Raw genomic sequence first — 23,950 nt, 5'->3', positions numbered from 1 at the left:
GGCAGCGACCGGGGCGAGCCTTGGTGATCACCGTCTCGCCGCAGACGCCCTTCCGGTCTGATCACCTGGACGCGGCCGTACCCAGGTGATCAGCCAGGCGCGACGTTAGCGGGCGGCGCCAGAGGGCAGCTTCGGTAACTGGAGGCTGGACCGGAAGCGGCGCGCGAGCAGGACCGCGGTTACGGCGAAACCCGCGCACAGTCCCGTCCATACGCCCTTACCGCCCCAGCCGAGCACGTAGGCGCACATCCCCATGGCCGGGACGCCGACAGCCCAGTACCCGACAAGCGTGCACCGCAGGCCTGAGACGGTGTCCCCGAGCCCCCGCAGCAGGCCGACCAAGACGTTCTGGGTGCCTTTGCAGTACTGCTGCGCGATGGCGAACAGCAGCAGCGTGGAGGCAGTGCCGAGCACCGCCGCGTCGGTCTCGTCGCGCAGGAACGGCCACAACATGGCTAGTGGCGCCAGCGCGTAGCCCAGGCTCACCACCGCCATGAAGGTCCACGACAGTGTCAGTGCACGCCGCGCGATTGTCGGTGCCAGTTGGGGTTCTGACTGTCCGACCGCGCGGCTGACCAGTATCGACGAGCCTTGCGACAGGCCGATGTTGCACTGGTACACGATGTACGCGAGTTGGTTGGCGACGTTGGAGGCCGCGAGCATCGCGGGCCCGAACGCGCCCATCAGGAGTGTCGCGATCGACGTGATCGCGGCTTCCGACCCGTAGGTGAGGCAGATCGGTGTCCCGTGCCGGGCGATGCGTCGGACCACCGCCGGGTCGGCTCGCCACGCGGCGAGCGACACCATCGTCCGCAGCCGTGGGTCCCGGCGGATGGTGGAGGCGAACACCGCGAGCGTGAAGAACTGGACCACTGTCGTCGACAGTCCCACACCGGCGACGCCCAGCCGGGGCAGGCCTGCCCAGCCGTAGATGAACGCGGCGTTGCAGCCCGCGTTCACCGCGATCGACACCAGCGTCACCGCCAGCAACGAGCCGGGACGGCGCATCCCGACCGCGAACTGTCTCAGCACGTTGAGCCACACCATGGGGAACAGCCCACCCGCGAGGGCGAACATCATCGCGCGGGCGAGTAAGACGATCTCGGGTCGCTGGCCCAGCAGCGGCAGGGCCAGGGCGATGCCGCACAGGACCGCCGCGCCCACCGTCGCCGCCAGCGTGGCCACCAGGAGCGCCGACCGCAGCAGTGACCGGATCTCGTCCCGCGCCCGGTCGTCGAGCGCGTCCGTGCCGGTGCGCAGTTCGCCCGCGCCCGCGGCAGTGGCCACCAGGTTCCCGACGCCAGTGACCATGCCAACGCACATGGTGCGAACCTGGTTGTAGAGCAGGAGCGCCAGACCGCCCGCCGCCACCGCGGACACTCCCAGCAGTCCCAACATGGCCAGGTCGACGCTGGTGAGTGCCACCTGCGCGAGTTGAATCCCCGCGATCGGCGCGGCCAGCGCGACGAGCGCAGGGTATCCGCCCGCCGGTGCCGTCACCGGCCGCCTCACGCACTCACCGCCACCGCTGCCGGGTCGGGCGCGGGCTTCCTGCGGGCCGCGATCCGGACCGACGCGGCATAGGTGGTGAACCACCGTTCCACCCGGCGCTGTGCGAGTTCGTCGAGCACCTCCCGATCGCGCAGCCAGCCATCGTCGTACACCGAGTCCAGGTACTTCTCTCCTGCGTCGTTGCACAGCACCACAACGGTGCTCCCGGGCGGGTACGCGAACAACCGACGCAAGGCGACGTGGATCGCGCCGCCGGTGGTCCCACCCACCAACATGCCGGTGCGGCGCGCCACGACACGGGCTCCCGCGAACGCGTCGGCATCGGAAATCCGGTGGGCGTCATCGATCAGTGAACGGTCCACATTGGAGCCGACCGGAAAGCCGGCCGGGCTGCCTGCCCCGGTCTGGTGATAGACACCGGGCGGGCCGCCGAAGATGATCGAACCGACCGGCTCGACCGCCACCGAGCGGGTCCACGAGCCCGCCGCGCGCAACCCGCGGATCGTGCCACACAGTGAGCCGCCGGTACCGACCGCCGCGACCAGTACGTCGACGGTGCCCAACTGCCGTAGCAGTTCCACCGCCAGCCCGCCGTAGCCGTTCCCGTTGCCAGGGTTGTTGTGCTGATCTGGGTGGTAGGCGTCCAGTTCGGCCGCGAGCCGCGCGGCGACCTGCCGTCTCCGCACGGAGCTGGGTCCGCCGTCCGAAGGGCAGTCGACGAACAAGAGTTGCGCACCCATGGCGGACAGCATGCGCAGCTTCTCACGAGCCGCGTGCCGGTCGACGACAGCGGTGAACCGGTAGCCGCGTTCCAGCGCGACCAGTGCCAGACCGCATCCGGTGTTGCCGGACGTCGGTTCCACGATGTGGCCTCCCGGCCGCAGCCTGCCGTCGCGCTCGGCCTCGATGATCATCTGCCGGGCCATTCGCACCTTGCACGAGCCGGTGGGGTTCATCTGCTCGAGCTTGAGCAGCAGGCGGGACCCGGTCCCGGTGTGCGCGAGTTCGAGCAGCGGTGTGTCCCCGATCAGGTCCGAGGCGCGCTGGACGATGGTCATGGGATCTCCTGGATCAGGTGGTCGGCGTCGATATGCCAGCGGTCACCGTCGACGACCACCTTCGGCGGCAACGGAAGTTGGTGGAAACAGCTCTCGTTCTTGTCCATCTGGTACCCGGCGGTGTTGGGATAGACGAGCAGGTCGCCCGCCCGCGGCCGGGCGGGCAACTCGACCGCGCGCCAGGTCAGCACGTCGTATTCCAGACAACTGGAGCCCGCGACGGCGGTCCGGACCGGCGCGTCGCCGTCCCGCGGTCCACCTGCCCGCACCAGAATCGGGTCGGGCAGGAACTCACTTCCCTTCCACTGTTCGGACAGGCTCATGCTGAGACCGGCGACAGTGGTGACCAGGTGGTCGCCACTGGCCTTGCAGCCCTGTACCGGAAACACCGAGAACCCGGCGCCGTCGACAAGCGCCCTGCCCGGTTCGAGCAGCAGTTCGATCCCGGCTTCACGCAGCCGAGCTGCCAGCGACGCTCCGTCGACGTCGTGCCGCAGGATCGCGGTCACCATCGCCGCGCCGGCAGGGGTTTGGTGGTACGGGTAGGTGCGCTGCGGATTGCGGCCGCCGTGGAACCAACTGTCGTCCTTGCCCGCCGTGAACCGGCGCCAGTCCTCACGGGTCACGTAAGCCACGGCGATCCCACCGCCGATGCTGATCTTCGAGGCGGGATGGCCCAGCGCGCGGGCACGCCGACACAGCTCGATCAACTGCGCGGCGAGCTCGGCACGCGCAACCGGGTCGTATCCGTCAAGGTGGAAGGAGAAACCGCGCAGGGCGACCGTCGCGCCGAGTTCGGCACACCGGCCGACCGCGGCCGTGAGGTCGTCGGGGGCGAAGCCGAACCGGCTCGTCGGCGCCGTCGGCGGCCGAACCCGCAACAGCACCTCGGCTGTCGTCCCGAGGTCGCGGGCCTGGTCGGCCAAACGCTCCAGCTCGTCTGCGGCGTCCACCGCCAGCAGGCAGTGGTGCCGCAGCGCCAGCCACAGCAGGCCCCCGGACTTGGCGGCGCCGGTCACCGCGATCGCCTCACCCCGCACACCGTTGCCCAGGGCGTGCACCAATTCGGGCACGCTCGCCACGTCGACTCCGGTGCCGGGGCGGGTGCACTCGCGCAGCCACGCCCCCGCCTTGTTGGCCTTCTTCCCGTAGTACACGACGCCGGGGATGTTCTCGGCGGCCAGCGCGTCGAGGAAACCAGCGAGGTTCTCGGCGAAGGTCGCCGGGTGGATCACGTGGAACGGGCCGCCACCGACAGCGCGGGCGATCTCCCACAACATCGGTGTGCCGCGCAGCCAAGGTGCCCAGGGGCGTTCGAGCGCGCGCAGTGGCGGTGACAGCGCCGTGGTCACGACCACAGGGTCACCTCGCGTCCACGACCCGCCGCGATGGCACGCGTGGCGAGCGCGTGCGCCACCGGGATGTCGGTGATGATCATGCCGCTGCTGAAGGCGAACACCCGGTCCTCATCCGTGCGGCGCCCCGGGGCACGGGCCGCGAGGATGTCGGGAAGTTCGGCGTCGATGCGGAACACGCCATCCGTACCCGCCATCCGTCGTCCCGTGACTTCGACCTGGGCGGCGCTGGTGGCCACCGTGTAGTCGGCCTCGGTGAGAGTGCCTTCCTGAACACCTTTGCTGGCGACCGAGATCAGCAGCCCGCCCGGCGGCAACCAGCCCAGGCGGATCTTCGGGTGCGCGGCGCGACCGGACGCCGCGACGACGATGTCGGACTCGCCTGCCGCAGCCTCCACGTCGTCGACCAGTTCGACCTGGCGGTCCGGGAATCGGCCGGTCAGCGCCGCGACGCTGTCGCGAATTCCGTCGGGATGGGTACCGAACAGCCGTAGGCGCTCCAAGCCCGGCAACGCGGTGAGCAGGTAGGGCAGCGTGCGGATTCCTTGTGCGCCGGTGCCGACCATCAGCGCCGAGCGCGCACCGGTCCTGGCACAGGTCCGCGCGAGCAGCGCGGTGCTGGCGGGCGTGCGCGTGGCGCCGACGCGGTGGCAGTCCAGGAGCGCTAACGGCGCACCGGTGATGTCGTCGTACAGGGTGATGGTCGTGTAGTACTTCTCGGCGGAGGTACTGCCCTGCCGGTAGCTTGTTTTGAACGCCGCCTGCTCGAGTGAGCCGTCGTAGCCGAGCATCGAGTACGCGACCGAGTCCCGTGCGGGGTCGGGCATCGGCACCATCAGCTTGGCAGGGTTCTGTGACCTTCCGGACGCGAAAGCCAAGTAGCCATCCTCGACCATCGTGATCGCCTCATGCGGGGTGAGTTCCAGGTCGCGTAGGTCCTTGCGGGTAAGGATGTGCAGGGTAGGGGAATTCATGGAATTGACACCCTTTCTCTGAATCGCCGCCATCGGAAAGCAGGGTCACGATGACGAGCCGGTCGACTGGAAATTCGTCTCGGCACACACGAATTACCGCCCACCGCGCAGTTGATTGGGCATGCGTGAGCAGGGCACGCGCAAACGCGGGCGCCTTAGGGCAATGGGCGTGTTTTTACCTACAATGTCGATTCGAGAGCTACTACCCGGATCAGGGCAGGAGCCATGCACGGAATCGCGAAGGGAAACGCGCAACCGTCGCCAGTGCGGCTCGAAGTGCCATATGGGCCTCGCCGCCGCGGCGGCGCCGTCAGGTCCGCGCGACGCAGACCTCGAGCAGGAGCGCACGCCCGTGCGCTGTCTTCCTTGGCTGGGAATGCCTTCGCCGCACCGACCGCCGATGGTCACCGTTCTCGCGATCACCGGATATCGGCAGCGAGAGCACGAACAGAAGCAGCACAAGCAAGGCGGCGCCCGAGTCGTTCCCGGCCCGGGACAGGACATCCACACTGTCGGGACTGTGCGCCGACATTCCAGGGGTGCCGCCGTCTTCCGCGTGGACACCAGCGGGAACCGAATCACCGGGTGTGCTGGCGGAAGTGGCGTGAACTTCCGGATACAGGACGTGCGGCCCGTGCTCCTCGGAGCACACCGTCAGGAACAAGGAGACCAAAGCGACGAACGCGAGAAGTATTGCCCGGACCCGCCGACAGCGGGCACTGGAAGCAGGCAGAATGACTCGCATAAACCCCGAAGCTACTCAAGGGAACCTCGCGGTCGACACCGCCAGACGGGCGAAATGGCGGAATGGTATCGGTGAATTGGCAGGGTCGGCACAATGGGGCGTGTCCATGCGAACGATCATCATCGTGAATTTATGAGAAACGGTTATGGGGGAAATGTTATGGGGAAAGCCCGTGAACGAAACTCGCAGTCGCCGGACCTTCTCGGGAGCACCCGCGGGGCGAGGGTGACCGGGGCGTCACGGTCGCGCATGGGCGGGTGGTTGCGTCAACTGACGGTACTTTCGTAGGGATCTGGGCGATCGGCGGAACGCTGTTCGGACTTATGTCGTGCCTGGTCAGCCAGCGACAAGTGGTCATTCTCGTCGGACTCTTCGCCGGGTTCGGCACCTGGGTGGTGGTCACCGTGATCCGCGCGCCGGTCGATCCGGCGGCGACGATCAACCCGGCCGAACTTCTGCGCACCGACCGGAGCACCGCTCTACGCCAAGGTTTCATGATCGGCGCGGCAGGCTCGGTAGTGGTATGGGTGATGATTCGATTCGCTTTTGAACCTGCGTTCGGAATACCGTTCACGCAGGTGTACGGGCAGGGCCTGTGGTTCCTCGGCGCGTTGTTCTCCACCGCTGGGGCAGCGCTTGTCTGGATGCTTTGCGCCACCGTTTGGGGGCCGTGGCTCATCGCACGGCTGTGGCTTCCGGTGACCGGCCGCCTGCCGTGGTCGGTCATGACGTTTCTGGCCGACGCGCACCGTCGCGGCGTGCTGCGCCAGGCAGGAGGGGTGTCGATTCCGTGAAGATCACGTGAAGTGGCGCCGCTGTGCGGGCTTGCCAAGATCAATGTGTGAGCAAAGAACTGGACACCCTCTCGTCTGCACGAGACGTGCTCGTGGATGACCATGTGGTCCCGGTCCGAACATCCGGAGCGTGTCCGAAAAGTAGGCTCGGAATCCGAAGTGTTCGGGCGGACGCTGGGTAAGCCGGTTGTCCGGACCTACTTCGCGGATTCGGTTAGCTGATGGTCAATGGTGGGCGTGAGCATGGGCGTGGATGGCGGTGGCGATGTCGGGCAGACCCAACACGTCCCGGACCAGGCCGGTGTCGATCGCGGCGCCGGGCATGCCGAAGTAGGCGGACGTGACCTCGTCCTGGGCGAAGACGGTGCCGCCACAGTGCACGACGGCGCGGACCCCGGCCTGCGCGTCGGCTCCCCGGCCGGTGAGCACGACGGCCAGCACGCGGGTCCCGCAGGTGACCGCGAGGGTGGCCAGCAGCAGGTCGGCTGAGGGCCGGGCAGGGGGCAGGGCGCCGGTGTCGAGCAGCCCGATGCGGGTGGCGGAGGTGACGATCAGGTGGCGGGCCGCGGGCACGACCAGCACCGTTCCTGGGGCGAGTTCGTCGCCGTCGTCGGCCGCGTGTACCCGCAGCGCGGTGCGCTCCCGCAGGATCTCCGCCAGCAGGGTGGCCCGGTCGGGACTCACATGCTGGGACACGATCACCGCGGCGGGTAGATCGGCGGGCAACGGGGCCAGGACCTCGGTCAGGGCATCCAAGCCACCGGCGGAAGCGACCAAGGCCACGACAGGGAATTTCAGCGGGTACGGGTCGGCCTCGGTCACGCGATCGATCATCGCAGGATAACCGGGCCGACGCATACATAGGCAGGTTGGTACGCCGGGGCGGGTAGCCGGTATGCGTTACGGCACACAGTTATCTGACCGAGCCGACTCGCGCACATCGGCATGAGCGTGCCCCAGTCGTCTGTCGACCGCCCTGCGGCATGAGAGTGCGTTCGCTACTCGGCGGTGAGAGCGCCGAGTGCGGGCCACGGCGGCCCCTGGCGGAGCAAGGACAGGATGTCTCGGCCGTGCTGATGCCCATCCGGGAATTCATCGCGGATGTCCCAACGCCAGGCGGCGACCATCGCGAGCACGAGCCGCCGACACTCCGCGAGCAGAACCTGGTCGATGCCCGGGTAACGCGTGCTGACTTCCTCCGGTACGTGGGCCACATCGAACTCGATGGGTCCGCGGCAGCAGGTTTCGAAGTCGATGAACAGCAGGCCGTCACGGGTGCTGAGAAGGTTGCCTGGATGCGGTTCGCCGTGCAGCAGCTGCTCGGCAGCACCGCGGCTGCGGATCTGGTCACGAGCGCTCTGCAGCGTGCTGAGCAGGAGATGCCGGTCGGTCTCGGCGAGCGCCGGGGTTTCGTCTCGGTGCATGACCAGCCGTTCAGCCTCTGCGGCTCGGTCCAGGAAATGCGGGGTTGCGATCTCGACGCTGCGCATGCCGGCGTGCAGACGTCGGAGCACGCCCGCGTATGCGCCTGGGAAGCCCAGTTCAGGACGCACGACCTCGTAGTAAGTCCACAAGGTCACGGCGAAGCCGTCTCGCTCGTAGACCCGCGGCTCAACCCCGGGCTCCAGCGCTGCGACGGGGCTCGCGGTTTCACCGAGTCGCAGAGCGAATTCGACCTCAAGCGCGGCTACCTCCTGTCCCACCGGTGCTACTCGGGCGAGGACGCCACACGGCAACAGATGTAGGGCGAGCCTGTTCGAATTATGAAGCACGACGGCGTCATCGACCCCCAGATGCAGCTCTCTGGCCAGCGCCGCCGCCGCAGCCATCGCACGTGAAACGATCCCTGCCTCCACAGGCGTGGATCCTCGCATGCGCTCGATCATCGGCACGCCGGTGGACCAGCCGAATGTGCGCTCGGAGGCATGATGTGGCCGAGCGCGACGGTTGGCGATGCTGGGTGTGTGACGAGCCGGTCGACCCAGGCATGCCGGTTGCGGGAGCGTGCCACTGGGCGTGAGTGGCGCCTTGAGACAAGTGAGATGGCATGGGAAGCGGTTGGCTACGATTTCCGCCGGTTCGAACCGCATGTGCTGGGCGAACGGGTGGTGGGTGCTCCCGAGGGTTAACCGGACCCGCCGTCTTCGGCGAGTCCTCCACAAGGAGGAGCTGTGCCGTTTGCGTGCGAGGGATGAAGCGCTGTGTCACGCGGCCCTGTCCGATGGCCGGGCCGCTCATGGTCCCCGGCGTTCAGCCTTGAGCCGGGCCGAACGTCGCGGGCAGTGCCTTCGGGCCGCGCAGCATCGGGCCGTAGCCCCATACGACGTCCGCGACCGGGGTGGTGAGCTCGAGGTCCGGCAGCCGGTCGAAGAGCACCTTCAGCGCCACCTCGCCCTCCAGCCGCGCCAGGTGACTGCCGAGGCACAGGTGCACACCGTGACCGAACGACAGGTGTGAGCGGGCGTCGCGGTCCGGGCGGAAGTCGGAGGCGTCGGCGAACCTGTCGTTGTCGTGGTTCGCGGAAGCCAGCGAGATGAGGAGCCGGTCGCCCTTCGCGATGGCGGTACCGGCGATAGTGAGGTCTTCGAGGGCGTAGCGGTACTCCGCGGCGTGCACGGGTGGGTCGCGGCGAAGCAGTTCGTTGAGCACGTCACGCCAGGGGGCGTTCGCCCACCGGTCCCGGTGCTGGGTCAGGCGGATTATCGACGTGCCGAGGAACTGCACGGTGGAGACGTGGCCGGCGCCGATGAGGGCCACCAGCACGCTCCACAGCTCGTTCTCGCTGTGCAGTTCGCCGCGGTCCAGTGCCGAGAGCAACGCCGTGGTCACGTCGTCGCCGGGGTGCGCGCGTTTGTACGCGAGCAGATGGCGCACGTAGTCGAGCAGTTCGGCGAACATCCGCTCGTTCGGCGGCGAGACGAAACCGGCCTGGTAGCTGAGTTCGAAAATGCGGTTCGGCGCTGCTCGTTCGGCAGGCGGGATGCCGAGGAACTGGTGGATGACGGCGACCGGGACCGGGCGGGTGTAGGCCTCGACGAGGTCGGCTTCGCCCGCGTGGGCGAACGAGTCGATCGTGTCGTGGCATAGGCGCTCGATGCGGGCGCGCGCCTGATTCACGGTGCCGGGGCTGAAGAAACCCGTGACGAGCCTGCGCAGGCGGGCGTGGTCGGGCAGGTCCAGATCGGACATGCCCGGAGCCAGGCCGGTGCCGTCGGTGGGTGGCGGCGGGGCCGAGGAGTGGCGACGGTCGTTGCTCAGGCGGGGGTCGGCGAGGCATGTCCGGACGTCGTCGTGCCGGGTGACGAGCCACGTGGTGGCTTCCTCGGCGGCGGTGACGATCGGGCACACGGGTTCGTGCGCGCGCAGGAACGCGTAGTTTCCGAACGGGTCGGGATCGCCCCGGCCGGCGCGTGCTCGCAGTGCCATTGTGCGGCTCCCGAAAAAGTTTAGGCCCCGAATTCGACAAGCGGAGCCCAGCGGTAGGTCATGTCCGGTTCGTTTTCTTCGTTGCGGCTGCCGTCGTTGCTGTCGATGGCGACGAAACCGTGTCGTTCGTAGAAGGCGCGGGCGTTCTCATTGCGCTGGAACACCTTCAGTTCGAGGAGCCGCGGGCTCTGCTCGGTCGCGAGCTTGAGCAGTGTGGTGCCGATGCCCTGACGCAGCCACTCGGGACGCAGGTACAGGTGCTCCAGCTCGGTGCCGTTGAGCGCGCAGAAACCCACGATCCGCGCATCCGCGGCCGCCACCCACACGGTGCTTTCCGGCAGCATGATGTTCGTGACCCACCACCGGGTCTCGTCGTCGCTGTGCACGCGCGGCAGGTACGGCATCGTGGTTTGCCTCGACGTCAGGAAGACCTCGGTGACAGCCTCGGCGTCCTTTGGTGTGGCGGGGCGGGTCGTGACGTCAGCGATGCCCATGTGGTGCTCCTTGGTCCTCGAGTAGCGCCTGGGTCTGGTCGTCGCTGAGCTCGCCGAGTTCGGCGAGGAGCAGCTCGGTGATGTCGGCGGCCAGGTCCGCGATCGTGCACTGCCCCGTGGTCGCGGTGAGCTCGACCCGCACGCCGAACGTGTCCGCGGCCCGGCCGAGCAGCTGGGTGGTGGCGAGCGAGTCGAAGCCGAGCTCCGCCAGCGGGCGGTCGTTCGGCACGTGCTCGGTCGCCAGCAGCTCCGCGCATACGGACAGCAGCACCGACTCGACCGACTCCGTCGCCTCGGCGCGAACGGCTTTGTCCGCTTCGGACGGCCAGCGCGCGACGACGGTGAGCTCGTCGGCCAGGAGTTCGGCGCGGCAACCGGACCGCCGGACCTTGCCGCTCGAGGTCTTGGGAAGCGTGCGCGGTGCGATGAGCACGACGAGGCCCGGCGCCACGTCGTGCTGGACGGCGACGGCGCGGCGCACGGCGTCGACGGCGTCGCTGGACACCGCACACTTGTCCTGGTCGACTTCGGCGACCACCACCAGTTGCTCGGTGTGCTCGCCGTCGATCGAGAACGCGGCCGAACCACCCTTGCGCAGTGCCGGATGGGCCTGCTCGACGGTGTGCTCGATGTCCTGCGGATGCAGGTTCCGGCCGCGCAGGATGAGCAGATCCTTGAGCCGGGCGGCCAGATAGAGCTGGCCGTCGTGCAGCAGGGCCAGGTCGCCGGTGCGGAGGTAGTGGGTGCCAGGGTCGCCGTCGAGGGTGGCGTGGAAGGTCTCCTCGGTCGCCGCGGGCAGTCGCCAGTAGCCGGCCGCGACGCTGGGGCCGCGCACCCAGAGTTCGCCGGTCTCACCGTCGGGGCGCGGCCGCCGGGTTTCCGGGTCGACGACGCGTGCGGTGAAGCCCGGCCGGATCTCGCCGCACGCCACCAGATCCTGGGGCCCGGTGAACGGCGCGGCCTCGCCGGGGCCGCCGGAGACCAGCAGCGTGGTCTCGGCCATGCCGTAGCACGGCAGCAGCGAGGTGGCCCGGAAGCCGTTGGCCGCGAAAGCCCGCGCGAAATTGCCCATGGTGGAGATCCGGACCGGTTCGGCACCGACGAAGGCAGTTCGCCAGCTGCTCAGGTCCACAGTGGACAGATCGACCGCGGCGGCGCGGCGCACGCACAGGTCGTAGGAGAAGTTGGGACCGCCGCTGAACGTGCCGCGGTAGCGGCTGATCGCCTCCAGCCAGCGGACCGGGTGCGTCATGAACTCCAGGGGGGACATGAGCACGCCGAGGTATCCGGCGAACAGGGGCTGCAGGATACCGGCGATCAGGCCCATGTCGTGAAACGGCGGCAGCCAGGAGACCATGACCGACTCGCCGGGCACCGGACGGCTCAGTTCGCTGATGACGTGGGAGTTGGCGATCAGGTTCGCGTGGGTGAGCACCACACCCTTCGGGGTCGCGGTCGATCCCGAGGTGTACTGGATCATCGCGAGGTCGTCGGCCGACCCGTGTACCGGTGACCGGCCTACGTCAGGCTCGTTGCCTGACAACGGGTTCAGGGTGAGCCAGGGGCGAGCCAGCAGATCGGGTGCCACCTCGCCGAGGCCGGCGCGGAACGGTGCGACGGACTCGGTGCTCAGCACGACGCCCGCCGCGCTGTCGGCCACCACCGCGCGCAGCCGTTCGACGCCCCTGGCGAGCCTGCCGGGGTCGGGGAGGTAGGCGGGGACCGCGATGATCCCGGCGTAGAGGCAACCGAGGTAGCCGAGCACGAACTCCGGGCCCGGCGGGCACAGCAACAGCGCGGTGTCACCCACGCGCACGTGCTCTCGCAGCAGCGCCGCGGTGTGCCGCGCGTGCCGGTCGAGCTGGGCGTAGGTCAGCCGGGCGGTCTCCGCGTCGTCGGCGAGGAACACCAGCGCGTCCTGGTCGCCGCGATGGTCGGCGTGCCCGCGCAGGACGTCGGTGAACGTGCCGCTCACGGGGTCGCTCCGGAGGTGTCGGTCACGTCCGACAGGACGCCGATGATCTGGGCGAGCACCTCGTCGGGCGCTTCGTGCAGGTAGAAGTGCTTGCCGGGGAAGAGGTGGCTGCCGAAGCCCCCGGCGGCCGCGGCGGACCACCGGCTGATCCACTCGGGTCCGGCGATGGGGTCGCCGACGCCGCCGAGCGCGGTGACCGGACAGTCCACCGCGGACGGCGGTGGCCGCCACATCTCGGTCAGAGCGAGGTCGCCGCGCAGGCGGTCGAGCGTCAGCCGCATCAGCTCGGGATGGGCGAGCGCCTCGCGCGGGGTGCCCTCCAGGTCGGCCAGCCAGCCGAGCAGTCGCTCGTCGGTCAGGGTGTGCAGCACCCGGTCGATCGGGCTGCCGGGTGGCCGGGCACCCGAGACGATCAGCCGGACCGGCCGCGGCCCGCCGTCGGTGATCAGCTGCCGGACCAGTTCGTAGGCGATCGACGCGCCCATGCTGTGGCCGAACACCGCGAACGGGGGCTGCTCGCCGCCCGGCGGCTCGTCGGCGAAGAGCCCGGCGCGCAACCGGGCGACCAGGGCGGGAAGGTCGGTGACCAGCCGCTCGCGTATCCGCGTCCCGTGGCCGGGCAGTTCCACCGGGCAGATCTCCACGGTGTCCGCCAGCGGTGACCGCATCCAGCCCAGATAGGCGGACGCGCTCCCGCCCGCGTGGGGCAGGCAGTAAAGCCGGAGTTTTCGTCCGTTCGCGCGCGGCTGCCAAGGCGTCCAGCGCTCATGCGGAGAATGCTCCGGAGTCTGTCCGTTCAATTTCGCCCCATCGATTTCGCGGACATAACAGTTGTTACTCGTCGCGAAGTTAGCATCGTCAGATAGCGCTGTCCAGCGAACCGCAGAACCGGTCTTTCGAACTCGGTTGCCTGCTCTGGGCTTTGTGGTACGGTGGCCGCATTGACTGGGGCATGGCTGATGTGCGTCCAAATTCCAAAGATGAATTAGGTAAACATGGGGGCTCTATGTTGACCTATTTACGCGCCTATCGACTCGGCGAGTTGAGGGCGTTCGAAGAGTTGCCCGCGCTCGCCGCGGGGGACGACGACGTGGTGTTCCTGTGCGCCGATCTGAGCGTGCGGGAGCTTCCGTTCGCGGACGCGCCCGTGCTGTTCGACGGTCGTTCGCCGGGATGGGCGCGGTTCTGCCGTGACCGGCTCGCGTTCGCCGAGCCGGACTGGGCAACCGAGTCCGCGCACGTGCGTTCGGCTGTCTGTACAGCTGTTTCCGGTGAGCCGTCGGCCACTGACGATCAGTTCGGGGTGAAGGTCATGAACCCGTGTGCGGGTTGACCGGTGTCGTTCGACTGGATGGGGGACCGGCCGCCGATCGTGCCGTGCTGCGCCGGATGACGAGCGCGCTGGCACACCGGGGTCCGGACTCGGAAGGGGAGTTCGTCGCCGACGGCGTGGCCATCGGCTTCCGTCGCCTGGGGATTGTGGACCTCGCGAACGGACATCAGCCGTACCGTTCGCCGGACGGTGCGGTGGTCTCCGTGTGCAACGGGGAGGTATACAACCATCGTGCTCTCCGGAAAAGGCTACGGGCATTGGGTCACGTATTCCGGTCGGAATGCGACACCGAGGTTCTGATTCCCCTTTATCACGAGTACGGGGCCGAGCTGACGAACCACCTGGACGGTCAGTTCGCGTTCGCGTTGTACGACACGCGGAAGCGGACTCTGGTGCTCGCGCGTGATCACGCGGGCGTCATCCCGCTGTTCTACGCGGTCGTCGCGGGCCGGCTCGTGTTCGGCTCGGAGATCAAGGCGATCCTCGCGCACCCCGACGTGCCGAGGGCGGTCGACCTGCGCGGACTCGACCAGGTGCTCACCCTGCCCGGACTCGTCAGCCCCACCACGATGTTCGCGGGCGTGCACAGCCTGCGCCCCGGTGAACGGCTGATCGCGGGCCCTGGCGGTATCCGGCTGGAGCGGTACTGGGACCTGGACTACCCGCCCGACGGCGAGGCACCCGTCACCACTCGCGTGGAGGACCACGCCGAGGAGGTGCGGGAGCGGCTGTCCCGCGCGGTTCGGGAACGGCTGATGGCCGACGTGCCGGTCGGCGTCTACCTCAGTGGCGGCCTCGACTCGACGCTGATCGGCGCGCTGATGCGCGAGGCGGAGCCGGACCGCGCCTGGCCGAGCTACTCGGTGTCCTTCGCCGACGGCCACCTGGACGAACGCGGCTACCAACGGCTCGCCGCACGGGAACTGGGCACGCGCCACCACGAGGTCGACGTCTCCGGCGACGACGTCGGCACGTGGCTGCGCGCGATGGTGCGGCACGCCGAGACTCCCGTGCGCGAGTCCTACAACGTGTGTTCCCTGCTGCTCGCGAGGCGAGCCCGCAGCGAGGGCACCGTCGTCGTGCTCTCGGGCGAGGGCGCGGACGAGCTGTTCGGCGGCTATCCGGGGTACCGCTTCGACAGCGCCGCGGCGCTGGCCCGGCGTGGCTCGGCACTCGACGAGCACTTCGAGCGCGAGATCCGCGACCGGATGTGGGGTGCGGACCTCGCCTACGAGCAGGACCAGCTGCCCGCGCTGGACTTCCGCCGTGAGCTGTACCAGGAGGACCTCGCGGCCGGGCTGGCCGAGTTCGCGGTGACCGAGCACCGCCTGGTCGACGCGGACAAGCTCGTCGGCAGGCATCCGTTGCACCAGCGGTCGTATCTGGACTTCCACCTGCGCCTGGCCGACCACCTCCTCGGCGACCACGGGGACCGGATGGCGCTGGCGAGCGCCGTCGAGGCGCGGTACCCGTTCCTCGCCAGGGACGTCATCGACCACGCCCGCGGCATCCCCGCCGAGCTCATGCTGCGCGACAACGAGGAGAAGGCGGTGCTGCGCCGGGCGGCGGCGGGACTCGTGCCGCCGGGCATCCTCGCCCGGCCCAAGTTCGGGTTCCGCGGCCATACCAGCTCGCATCTGCTGGGCGCCGAGTGGTTCGGGGACCTGATCTCCCCGGCGACCGTGCGCAAGCAGGGCTACTTCAATCCCGAAGTGGTCACCGCGCTCGCCGACCGGCAGCGCGCGGGAACTGACCCGCACCCGCACCTCGACGTCGACCATCTGCTCGTCGTGGCCACCTTCGCCCTGCTCATCGAGGAGTTTGATCTGCCGTGCCTGGGATGACAGCGCTGACCGGCATCGTCGGGGGCATGGGCCCGCTCGCGTCCGCCGAGCTGCTGCGCACGATCTACCGGCAGGACCCGCCGCGCCGTGAACAGGCGGCGCCGCGGGTGCTCCTGTGGTCGGACCCCGCGGTGGTGGACCGGACCGAGGCGATCGAGCGGGGTGCGGTCGAGCCCGTGCTGGCCGCGCTCACCGGCTCGATCTGCGCGCTGGTCGAGGCCGGGGCCGAACGGATCGTGATTGCCTGCGTGACCGCGCATCACCTGCTCGACCGGCTGCCCGCGCACCTCGCGCGGCGGTGCGTGTCGCTGATCGACGTCATCTGCGACGAACTCGCCCACCGCCGCACGCGCCACCTGCTGGTGTGCACCAAGGGCGCGTTGCTCACCGAGCTCTTCACCGGGCACGAGCGGTGGCCGGACATCGCCTGCCACGTCGTGCTGCCGGACGAGACGGACCAGAAACGCGTGCACGAGCTCATCTATCTGCTCAAGCAGAACCGCGGGGTCGACGAGGCGATCGAGTTCCTGCGCGCGGCGCTGCCGAGGTACGGGGCCGACGCGTTCGTCGCGGGCTGCACCGAACTTCACCTGGTGACCGCGGAGGTCGAGCGGCGGGCGACCGTCCTGTCCGGACTCGACCCGCTGACCGTGGTGGCCGAACGGATCCGGGAGGGCGTGCTGTGAGCACCGTGCTGCGGCGCTGGGCCGACCAAGCGCTGGCGAATCCGAGTGGTGCCGCCGTGCGCGCCGCGGGGGAAGTCCTGTCGCATCACGCGCTCGCGGCGCTCGCCGCGGGCAGGCTGGCCGGGTTGACCGGTTCCGGGCCCGTGGTCATCCGCTGCGCCGACCCGGTCGACGTCGTCGCCGCGCTGCTCGCCTGTCAGGCGGCGGGCCGGACGTTCGTCCCGCTCGACGCCCGCCTGCCCGAGCCCCGCGTGCGCGAAGTGCTGACGGAGCTGGGCACGGCGACTGTCGTGACCGGGCGCGCCGAACCCGGCGATGGCGACGCCTTCCTGGCGCTCGCGGCGGCGGAGTCGCCGGCGGACAACGGGTACGTGTACTTCACCTCGGGAAGCACCGGCCGGGCCAAGGGGATCCGAGGTTCGCTGCGGGCCGTCGCCCACTTCGTCGGCTGGGAGATCACCGAGTTCGGGATCGGGGCGGGCACCGCCGTCTCCCAGCTCACCTCACCCGGTTTCGACGCGTTCCTGCGGGACGTGTTCGTGCCGTTGTGCGCGGGCGGAGTGCTGTGCGTGCCGCCGCCGGGCGAGGTCCTCGCCGGGGCCCGGCTCGCCGACTGGCTGGAGGAGGCCGGAGTCGAGGTCGTGCACTGCGTGCCGACGGTGTTCCGCACTTTGCGGACGGACCTGTCGGTGGGGCGGCTGCCCGCGTTGCGGGTCGTGTTGCTCGCGGGTGAACCGCTGCGCGCCGCGGACGTCGCGTGGTGGCGGTCGTTGTTCGGCGACGGCAAGAGCCTCGTCAACCTTTACGGCCCGTCCGAGACCACCATGACAAAGCTGTTCCACCGCACCGGTGCGGCCGACACCGCGACCGTGCCGGTGGGACTGCCGATGCCCGGTGTGACGGCGCGCGTGCTCGATCCTCTGGGGCGCGAGGTGCCGGCGGGCTCGCTCGGCGAAGTCGAGCTGGGCGTGCCGTTCCCGCTGCTCGGGTACCTCGGTGGAGACAAGGGCGGGTTCGACGCCGCCGACCCGCACCGCTACCGCACCGGGGACGTCGGCCGGATCCGACCCGACGGCGCGCTGGAGTTGCTCGGCAGGCGCGACCACCAGGTCAAGATCAACGGGGTCCGGGTGGAGCTGGGCGCAGTGGAAGCCGTGCTGCGCAGGCACTCCGGCGTTCGCGATGTATGCGCGGTGGAGGCGGACGGGCTGCTGTGCGCCTACGTGGTCGGCGAAGCCGCGGACCGGGACCTCGCGGCGCACGTGGCGGCCGAACTGCCCGCCGCGATGGTGCCCGGCGTGTTCGTGCGGCTCGCGGAACTCCCGCGCACGCTCAGCGGCAAGGTCGACCGCAGGAGGCTGCCCGCGCATACGGTGGTGCTCGTCGCCGGTGCGGGCGAACCACCGCGTGACGAGCTGGAGAACGCGATCGCCGCGGTGTGGGCGGGTCTGCTCGGCCTGCCCGCGGTGGGCCGGACCGACGAATTCGCCCTGCTCGGCGGGGATTCGCTCGCGGCTGCCCGGCTGCTGGACCGCCTGCGCCTCGACCACCGGGTCGACGTGTCGCTGCGCGATTTTCTCGCCGCGCCCACCGTGGCGGCGCTCGCCGACCGGATCCGGGCGGCGGCGTCATGACCTTGTCCGACGCGAAGCGTCAGCTGCTGTCCCGCTGGACGGCTGGAAACCGGGCGGTGGAAAGCATCCCGCCAGGGCCGGACCGTTCGACGGCGCCGTTGTCGTCGGCGCAGCGGGGGTTGTGGCTGGCTGAGCAGCTGGCCGGGAACTCCGCGCTGCACACCGAGTCCGCGGCGTTCCGGCTCACCGGCCCGCTCGACGTGGTCGCGCTGGCGGCAGCGGTGTCCGAGGAAGCCGGTGCGCACCAGGCGCTTCGTGTGACGATCACCGAGAGCGCCCAGGTCGTGCAGGACGTCGCGGTCCGCGTGCACGTCGTCGAGGTGGCCGAGACAGCGGTGGAGCAGGTGCTCCCGATGCTGGCCGCTGTGCCGTTCGATCTCGGCCGTGCGCCGCTGCTGCGCGTGCACCTGCTGCGGGTGTCGGCGGAGAAGCACGTCTTGCTGCTGACCGCGTCGCACCTCGTGGTCGACGCGTGGTCGCTCGGTGTCTTCCTGAGCCGGGTGGCGCAGCGTTACGCGGGTGGCGTGGTGGCCGCGCCGTCACTCGGTATCGGCGACTTCGCTTACTGGGAGGCGTCTTCCGCGTCGGCTCCGTCCTGGTGGAACGCTCGGCTCGCCGGTGACCTGCCGGTCGTCTCGCTGCCCGGCGACTTCGTCTCGCCGACCGGCGTGGCGGGCGCGGTACTGCACACCGACGTGCCCGAGTCGCTGGTGCGCGGCCTCGCGGACGCGGCCGGGTGCACGATGTCCGGCGTGTTGCTGACCGCGTTGTGCCTGCTGGCACACCGTTTCGGCGGCCACTCCGACGTGTTGGTGGACACGCCGGTGGCGCTGCGTGACCGGGCCGAACTGGCGACCGTGGTCGGGCCGCTGCTCAACACCGTCGTATGCCGGGTGGATCTGTCCGGGGCCCCGTCGTTGGGCACCGCGCTGGGCCGCGTGCATCAGGTGCTCAGTGCCGCGGTCGCCCATCGGTCCGCACCGATCGAGCCGCGCCCGGTCGTCCGGCTCATGTTTGCCCACCACACCGGTCTTCCGCAGGACCTGATGCTGCGCGGGGTCGCGGCCGACCGCGTCGAGGTGCACAGCGGCACCGCCAAGTACGACCTGTCGTTGTCCGTCCGGCCCGGTCGCGACGGGGACCTGCGGCTCACCTTCGAGTACCGCACCGGACTCTTCCGCGAGGAAACCGTGCGGCGGTTCGCCGGGGCGTTGCGGCGCGTGCTGGAAGGTTCGCCGTCCACCGCCGTCGCCGATCTCGACCTGATCGAGCCGGCGGAGCACGCGGTGCTGTCGTCCGCCAACGACACCGCGCGGGTGTTTCCGCCCCGGACCGTGTCCGGGGTGGTGCGTTCGCTTGCCGTGTCACGGGGTGACGCGGTGGCGGTGGGATGCGGCGGTGCGACGCTCACCTATGCCGAGCTCGACCGGCTGGCAGACGACGTCGCCGCGCGGCTCGGTGTGCGGACCGGTGACCGGGTCGCCGTGTCGCTCGGGCGTTCCGCCGAGGCAGTGGCCGTGCTGCTGGGAATCTGGCGTGCGGGCGCGGCTTATGTGCCGGTCGACCCGGCGCTGCCCGCGGAACGTGCGCGGTACCTCGTCGCCGACAGCGGGGCCGTGCTGGTCGTCGACGACGTGGCCGCGCTGCTGGCCCGGCAGGCAAAGGTCGGGCAGGCAAAGGTCCGGCAGGCAGAGGTTTGGCAAGCGGAGGAGGGCGAGCTCGCCTACCTCATGTACACGTCCGGTTCCACCGGTGAGCCCAAGGGCGTCGCCGTGCCGCACCGGTGTCTGACCAACCTGCTCGAGTCCGTGGTGAACGATCCGGGTCTCGGTCCCGATGACGTGCTGTACGCGGTGACGTCGTTCGCGTTCGACATCTCCGTGCTGGAGGTGTTCGCGCCGTTGCTCGCGGGCGCCCGCGTGGAGATCGCGCCCGACGAGGTCGTGCGGGACGGCCGTGCACTCGCGGCGGGTATGGCCGCCGCCGGGGCGACGCTCGTCCAGGCCACGCCGTCGACGTGGCGGATGGTGCTCGACGCGGGCTGGACCGGCCTGCCGGGCTTGCGCGCGTTCAGCGGCGGCGAGGCGCTCGACCGGGCCACCGCGGACGAGCTGCTCGCGGCCGTCGGGGAACTGTGGAACTTCTACGGTCCCACCGAAACCACGATCTGGTCCACCATGGACCGGGTCCGGGCGGACGAGGTGATCACGGTCGGCAGACCGCTGGCCAACACCACGTGCCACGTGCTCGACGCCGCGAACCGGCAGGCGCCCATCGGCGCTGTCGGTGAACTCGTCATCGGCGGCGCCGGTGTCACGGACGGGTACTGGGGCCGTCCGGGGCCGACCGCGCGGGTGTTCGAGATCGATGCCGGGTCCGGCGAGGCGCGGTACCGGACCGGTGACCTGGCGCGGTACCTGCCGGACGGGCGGATCGTCCTGCTCGGCCGGGCCGACCAGCAGGTCAAGATTCGCGGCCACCGGGTCGAGCTCGGCGAGATCGAGGCCGCGCTGACCGCGGACCCGTCCGTCGGTCAGGCCGTCGTGCTGGTGGACGGCGCCCGCCTGGCCGGGTTCGTCAGCGGGCCCGGCGAGATCGACCCGGACGCGCTGCGGCGGGCGCTGCGGGCCAGGCTGCCCGAGGTGATGGTGCCGTCGGCATTGGTGGTGCTGCCCGCTATGCCGTTGACCCCGAACGGTAAGGCCGATCGTGTCCGGTTGCGTGCCCTGGCCCGTGAGATGGGGCGGAAGACGGCCGGCGTCGCGCCCCGCGACGACACCGAACGTGCCATCGCGGCGTTGTGGGCGGAGGTGCTCGGGGACGAGCCCGGCGTCGAGGACGACTTCCTCACCGCCGGTGGTGACTCGCTCTCGGCGGGCAGGTTGCTCGCACGAATGCGGCGGGTGTTCGGCACGGCGCCGGGGCTCGCCGAGTTCCACGCTTCGCCGACGATCGCCGCGGCGGCCGCGCACGTGCGTGCCGCGCCGCGGGCGGTGCCTGCCGCGCGGCCGGTGCTCGACGCGTCGGCGCTCACCTTCCAGCAGCGGCAGTTCTGGTTGCTGGAGCAGGTCGCGCCGGGGACCGGGAACCTCGCCGCGTCGGTGCGGCTCACCGGGGTGGTCGATCCCGGCGTGCTCGCTGGAGCGTTGGACGACGTCGTCGCGCGGCACGACGCGCTGCGGCTGGCCTGTGACCCGACGGCTGCCGGACCGGTGCCGCGGCTGGTCCCGCATGTCGAGCGGGCGCTCCCCGTGGTGGATCTGTCCGATGTGGACGATGCGGTCGCCGACCGGCTGGCGAGGGCCGAAGCGAGCAGGCCGTTCGACCTGACCGAGCCGCCGTTCCTGCGCGCGACGTTGCTGCGGTTGTCGGCGCGGGAATGGGTGCTGCTGGTGACGTCGCACCACATCGCGGCCGACGGGTGGTCGGTCGGCGTGGCGCTGAACGAGGTCGGTGCGCACTACATCCGCCGGATCAAAGGTGGGGCGATGCCGGGTCCCGCGCCCGGTCAGGCGGCCGACGGGCGGCCTGACCCGGATGCGGTGAAGGCGTGGGCGGAACGGCTGCGCGGCCACGACGGCATCCTCGACCTGCCCGCGGATCACGGCAGACCCGCGGTGTGGTCGGCGAACGGCGCGACGCTGCCGGTGGTGCTGCCGCGTGCGCTGAACCAGGCGGTGCGCGCGTTGGCGGCGCGCCTGCGCACGACGCCGTTCACGGTGCTGCTCGCGGGGTTCGCGGCGGTGCTCGGCCGGTACGCCGACAGCGACGACGTGGTGGTCGCGGTGCCGGTGGCGAACCGCGACAGCCCCGAGCTGGAAGGCGCGATCGGCAGCTTCGCCTCGACCGTGCCGATGCGGGTGGACCTGTCCGGGCGGCCGACGTTCGAGGAGCTGGCAGGCAGGCTCGCGCCGGCCGTACTCGCGGACCTCGCGCGGCCGCGGGTGCCGTTCGACGTGCTCGTCGGGGAGCTGGGTCTACCGCGCGATCCGGCGCGGCCTCCCTTGGCGCAGGCCATGTTCGTCTACCAGAACACGCCGTCCGGCGCGCTGCGGCTGCCCGGTGCGACCGCCGAGCTCCGGCCGACCTCCTCCGGACGCGCGAAGTACGACCTCTGCCTGACCCTGTACGACGGTGACGGAGAGTTGCGCGGCGACCTCGAGCATGCGACCGACGTGTTCGGAGCGGAGAGCGCCGGACGATTCGTCGAGCACCTGACGCGGCTGCTGGCCCACCCGGCAGGCACACCGCTGGACGAGGTGGAGCTGCACGACGCGCGGCCGCGGCTCGTGCCGGGGGAGTGGGCCGGACGGCACGGCGTACCGGTGCACGAGCTGTTCCGGCGCCAGGCGGGCGCGACCCCTGACGCGGTCGCGGTCCGGCATGGCGCCGACAACAGCGTGCGCTACCGCGAACTCGACGCGTGGAGCGACCGGATCGCCGGTGACCTCGCGGCCCTCGGCGCCGGAAAGGGCACGTTCGTGGCGGTGCTCCTGCCGACCGGCATCGGCCAGGTCGCGGCGCTGCTGGGCGTGCTCAAGACCGGGGCCGCGTTCGCCTGCCTCGATGCGCGTGATCCGGTGCTGCGGCTGACCGGTGTGCTCGACGACGCGCGGCCGGTGTGCCTGTTGACCGACGGCGAGAGGCCGGAACTCGGTGCGGTGCCCCAGGTTGACCTCGCCGAGCTGCGTGGCGACCGGCCGCCACCGGTGAGTGCCGCTTCGGGCGGCGATCCGCTGTGCCTCGTTTACACCTCGGGCTCCAGCGGCAGCCCGAAGGGCATCGTGCTCGCGCACGCGGCGTTCGCCCAGTTCGCCGCGTGGCAGCGGGAACGGTTCGGCATCGGGCCGGATGGCCGGATCGCGCAGTGGGCGCCGTTCACCTACGACGCCGCCTACACCGAGGTGTTCGCGGCGCTGTGCGCGGGCGCCGAGCTGCACCTGCCGCCCGACGAGGTGCGCGCGGACCCGGTGGCGATGACGCGGTGGCTGACCGGGTCGGGCATCACCCAGATCCAGACGGTGCCGGGTTTCTTCCGCCTAGTCACCGACGCGCTCGGCCCGGACGCCGGATTGCCGGGACTGCGGCACGTACTGCTCGCGGGTGAGGTGCTGCCGGTCGAGCTGGCGCACGACTGGGCGGGGCGGGCCGATCGGCCGCGGCTGCACAACCTGTACGGGCCGACCGAGTGCATTCTGGCCACGCATCGCGAGCTGCGGCAAGGCGAACGGTTCTCCGGCTCGGTGCCCATCGGGTCGCCGATCCCCGGCAGGGAGGCGCTCGTGCTCGACCGCGCGGGCCGCGCGTGCCCGATCGGCGTGAAGGGCGAGATCCACCTGCGCGGTGACCTGCTCGCGGGGGAGTACCACCGGCGGCCGGAGGAATCCCGGCTGGCCTACCCGGCCGACCCGTGGCGACCGGGGCGCACCTTCTACCGCACCGGTGATCTCGGCCGGTGGACGGCGGGCGGTGAGCTCGAGTTCCTCGGCAGGCTGGGCTCCCAGCTGAAGATCCGGGGCAACCGGGTCGAGCTGGAGGAGATCGAGGCCGTACTCGAAGGGCACCCCTCGGTGCGGGAAGCGGCCGTCGCCGCGCACGAGCGCGGGCCGCATGATCGCGTGCTCGCGGGTTACGCGGTGGTCGGTGACGCGACCACGGCCGCACAACTGCGGACGTATCTGGCCGAGCGGCTCCCCACATACGCGGTGCCGTCCTCGGTCGAGCTGCTCGACGCGATCCCCCGCACCCGCACCGGCAAACGGGACCGGGCCCGGCTGCCGGAACCCGCACGGCCGCGGGTCGCCGATGACGTCAGGCCCGGTGTCGAGCAGACGGTGGCCGCGGCGTGGCGGAAGCTGCTCGGGGTCGAGCAGGTCGGCCGCCACACCAATTTCTTCGAGGCGGGCGGGCACTCGCTGCTGGCGGCCCGGTTGCAAATCGAACTCAGCGCCGTACTGGAGCGACAGGTGCGGCTGGTGGACATCTTCGCCCATCCGACGATCGCGGACCTCGCCGCTCGACTGTCCGAAGAGGACAGTGGCGGCTCCGTGGCCGAGCGGGGCTCCCGGCGCCGCGCGGCGTTGCGGGCACGGGTCATCACACGACGGAAAAACTAGGGGG

16 protein-coding genes are annotated in these 23,950 nt (G+C 70.4%); 6 read left to right on the top strand and 10 right to left on the bottom strand.

Annotated features, from left to right (window positions below):
- Positions 1-105 precede the first annotated feature (105 nt).
- The 4 genes from BS329_RS35395 to BS329_RS35380 are packed head-to-tail and all read right to left on the bottom strand — an operon-like array spanning position 106 to position 4,899.
- Positions 106-1,512 (bottom strand): MATE family efflux transporter, encoded by a 1,407-nt coding sequence (locus BS329_RS35395; protein ID WP_244197417.1) that lies wholly within the window; start codon positions 1,510-1,512, stop codon positions 106-108.
- Entirely contained in the window at positions 1,509-2,570 is a 1,062-nt protein-coding gene (locus BS329_RS35390) for a PLP-dependent cysteine synthase family protein (RefSeq protein ID WP_076167124.1), read from the bottom strand. Before BS329_RS35390 ends, BS329_RS35395 begins: the two co-directional genes overlap by 4 nt.
- Entirely contained in the window at positions 2,567-3,922 is a 1,356-nt protein-coding gene (locus BS329_RS35385) for an alanine racemase (protein ID WP_244197416.1), read from the bottom strand. The genes BS329_RS35390 and BS329_RS35385 overlap by 4 nt, the downstream gene beginning before the upstream one ends.
- A complete protein-coding gene (locus tag BS329_RS35380) occupies positions 3,919-4,899 on the bottom strand; it encodes an ornithine cyclodeaminase (protein WP_076167182.1) in 981 nt (326 codons plus the stop codon). Before BS329_RS35380 ends, BS329_RS35385 begins: the two co-directional genes overlap by 4 nt.
- 1,095 nt (positions 4,900-5,994) lie before the next feature.
- Here BS329_RS35380 and BS329_RS35370 point away from each other — a divergent pair.
- A complete protein-coding gene (locus BS329_RS35370) occupies positions 5,995-6,438 on the top strand; it encodes a hypothetical protein (RefSeq protein ID WP_076167119.1) in 444 nt (147 codons plus the stop codon).
- Positions 6,439-6,663: 225 nt separating this feature from the next.
- Here BS329_RS35370 and BS329_RS35365 read toward each other — a convergent pair whose 3' ends face one another.
- The 6 genes from BS329_RS35365 to BS329_RS35340 form a co-directional block, all read right to left on the bottom strand.
- The gene (locus BS329_RS35365) at positions 6,664-7,260 is read right to left on the bottom strand and encodes a chemotaxis protein CheB (protein ID WP_244197415.1); all 597 of its coding nucleotides are present in this window, start codon (positions 7,258-7,260) and stop codon (positions 6,664-6,666) included.
- A gap of 176 nt (positions 7,261-7,436) precedes the next feature.
- On the bottom strand, positions 7,437-8,324 hold the full coding sequence (locus BS329_RS35360; RefSeq protein WP_244197419.1) for a phosphotransferase family protein: 888 nt from the start codon (positions 8,322-8,324) through the stop codon (positions 7,437-7,439).
- Positions 8,325-8,688: 364 nt separating this feature from the next.
- A complete protein-coding gene (locus BS329_RS35355; RefSeq protein WP_076167113.1) occupies positions 8,689-9,864 on the bottom strand; it encodes a cytochrome P450 in 1,176 nt (391 codons plus the stop codon).
- Positions 9,865-9,884: 20 nt separating this feature from the next.
- Positions 9,885-10,358, bottom strand: coding sequence for a GNAT family N-acetyltransferase (locus BS329_RS35350; protein ID WP_076167111.1), 474 nt, complete (start codon positions 10,356-10,358; stop codon positions 9,885-9,887).
- Positions 10,345-12,333, bottom strand: a complete 1,989-nt coding sequence (locus BS329_RS35345) for an AMP-binding protein (protein WP_076167109.1) — start codon at positions 12,331-12,333, stop codon at positions 10,345-10,347. Before BS329_RS35345 ends, BS329_RS35350 begins: the two co-directional genes overlap by 14 nt.
- Positions 12,330-13,133: a thioesterase II family protein gene (locus BS329_RS35340; protein WP_076167107.1), complete on the bottom strand. Its 804-nt coding sequence runs from the start codon at positions 13,131-13,133 to the stop codon at positions 12,330-12,332. The genes BS329_RS35345 and BS329_RS35340 overlap by 4 nt, the downstream gene beginning before the upstream one ends.
- 206 nt (positions 13,134-13,339) lie before the next feature.
- On the opposite strand from BS329_RS35340, the gene BS329_RS35335 reads away from it, so the two are divergent.
- The 5 genes from BS329_RS35335 to BS329_RS35315 are packed head-to-tail and all read left to right on the top strand — an operon-like array spanning position 13,340 to position 23,946.
- Positions 13,340-13,666: a hypothetical protein gene (locus BS329_RS35335; RefSeq protein WP_076167105.1), complete on the top strand. Its 327-nt coding sequence runs from the start codon at positions 13,340-13,342 to the stop codon at positions 13,664-13,666.
- Positions 13,654-15,510, top strand: coding sequence for an asparagine synthase (glutamine-hydrolyzing) (gene asnB / locus BS329_RS35330; protein WP_076167103.1), 1,857 nt, complete (start codon positions 13,654-13,656; stop codon positions 15,508-15,510). Before BS329_RS35335 ends, asnB begins: the two co-directional genes overlap by 13 nt.
- Positions 15,507-16,196, top strand: a complete 690-nt coding sequence (locus BS329_RS35325) for an aspartate/glutamate racemase family protein (RefSeq protein ID WP_076167102.1) — start codon at positions 15,507-15,509, stop codon at positions 16,194-16,196. The genes asnB and BS329_RS35325 overlap by 4 nt, the downstream gene beginning before the upstream one ends.
- Positions 16,193-17,830, top strand: coding sequence for a non-ribosomal peptide synthetase (locus tag BS329_RS35320; protein ID WP_076167100.1), 1,638 nt, complete (start codon positions 16,193-16,195; stop codon positions 17,828-17,830). The genes BS329_RS35325 and BS329_RS35320 overlap by 4 nt, the downstream gene beginning before the upstream one ends.
- The gene (locus BS329_RS35315) at positions 17,827-23,946 is read left to right on the top strand and encodes a non-ribosomal peptide synthetase (protein ID WP_076167099.1); all 6,120 of its coding nucleotides are present in this window, start codon (positions 17,827-17,829) and stop codon (positions 23,944-23,946) included. Before BS329_RS35320 ends, BS329_RS35315 begins: the two co-directional genes overlap by 4 nt.
- Positions 23,947-23,950: the final 4 nt, after the last annotated feature.

The sequence above is a fragment of the Amycolatopsis coloradensis genome, assembly GCF_001953865.1.
GTDB classification, from domain to species: domain Bacteria; phylum Actinomycetota; class Actinomycetes; order Mycobacteriales; family Pseudonocardiaceae; genus Amycolatopsis; species Amycolatopsis coloradensis.
Note: the sequence above shows the minus strand (reverse complement) of the source record. Positions and strands in the feature narration are given on the sequence as shown.

Bases quoted from the DNA above. Each gene is read 5' to 3' on its own strand.
- BS329_RS35390 (WP_076167124.1), bottom strand. From the start codon at position 2,570: ATGACCATCGTCCAGCGCGCCTCGGACCTGATCGGGGACACACCGCTG.
- BS329_RS35380 (WP_076167182.1), bottom strand. From the start codon at position 4,899: ATGAATTCCCCTACCCTGCACATCCTTACCCGCAAGGACCTACGCGAC.
- BS329_RS35360 (WP_244197419.1), bottom strand. From the start codon at position 8,324: ATGATCGAGCGCATGCGAGGATCCACGCCTGTGGAGGCAGGGATCGTT.
- BS329_RS35355 (WP_076167113.1), bottom strand. From the start codon at position 9,864: ATGGCACTGCGAGCACGCGCCGGCCGGGGCGATCCCGACCCGTTCGGA.
- BS329_RS35350 (WP_076167111.1), bottom strand. From the start codon at position 10,358: ATGGGCATCGCTGACGTCACGACCCGCCCCGCCACACCAAAGGACGCC.
- BS329_RS35335 (WP_076167105.1), top strand. From the start codon at position 13,340: ATGTTGACCTATTTACGCGCCTATCGACTCGGCGAGTTGAGGGCGTTC.
- BS329_RS35325 (WP_076167102.1), top strand. From the start codon at position 15,507: ATGACAGCGCTGACCGGCATCGTCGGGGGCATGGGCCCGCTCGCGTCC.
- BS329_RS35315 (WP_076167099.1), top strand. From the start codon at position 17,827: ATGACCTTGTCCGACGCGAAGCGTCAGCTGCTGTCCCGCTGGACGGCT.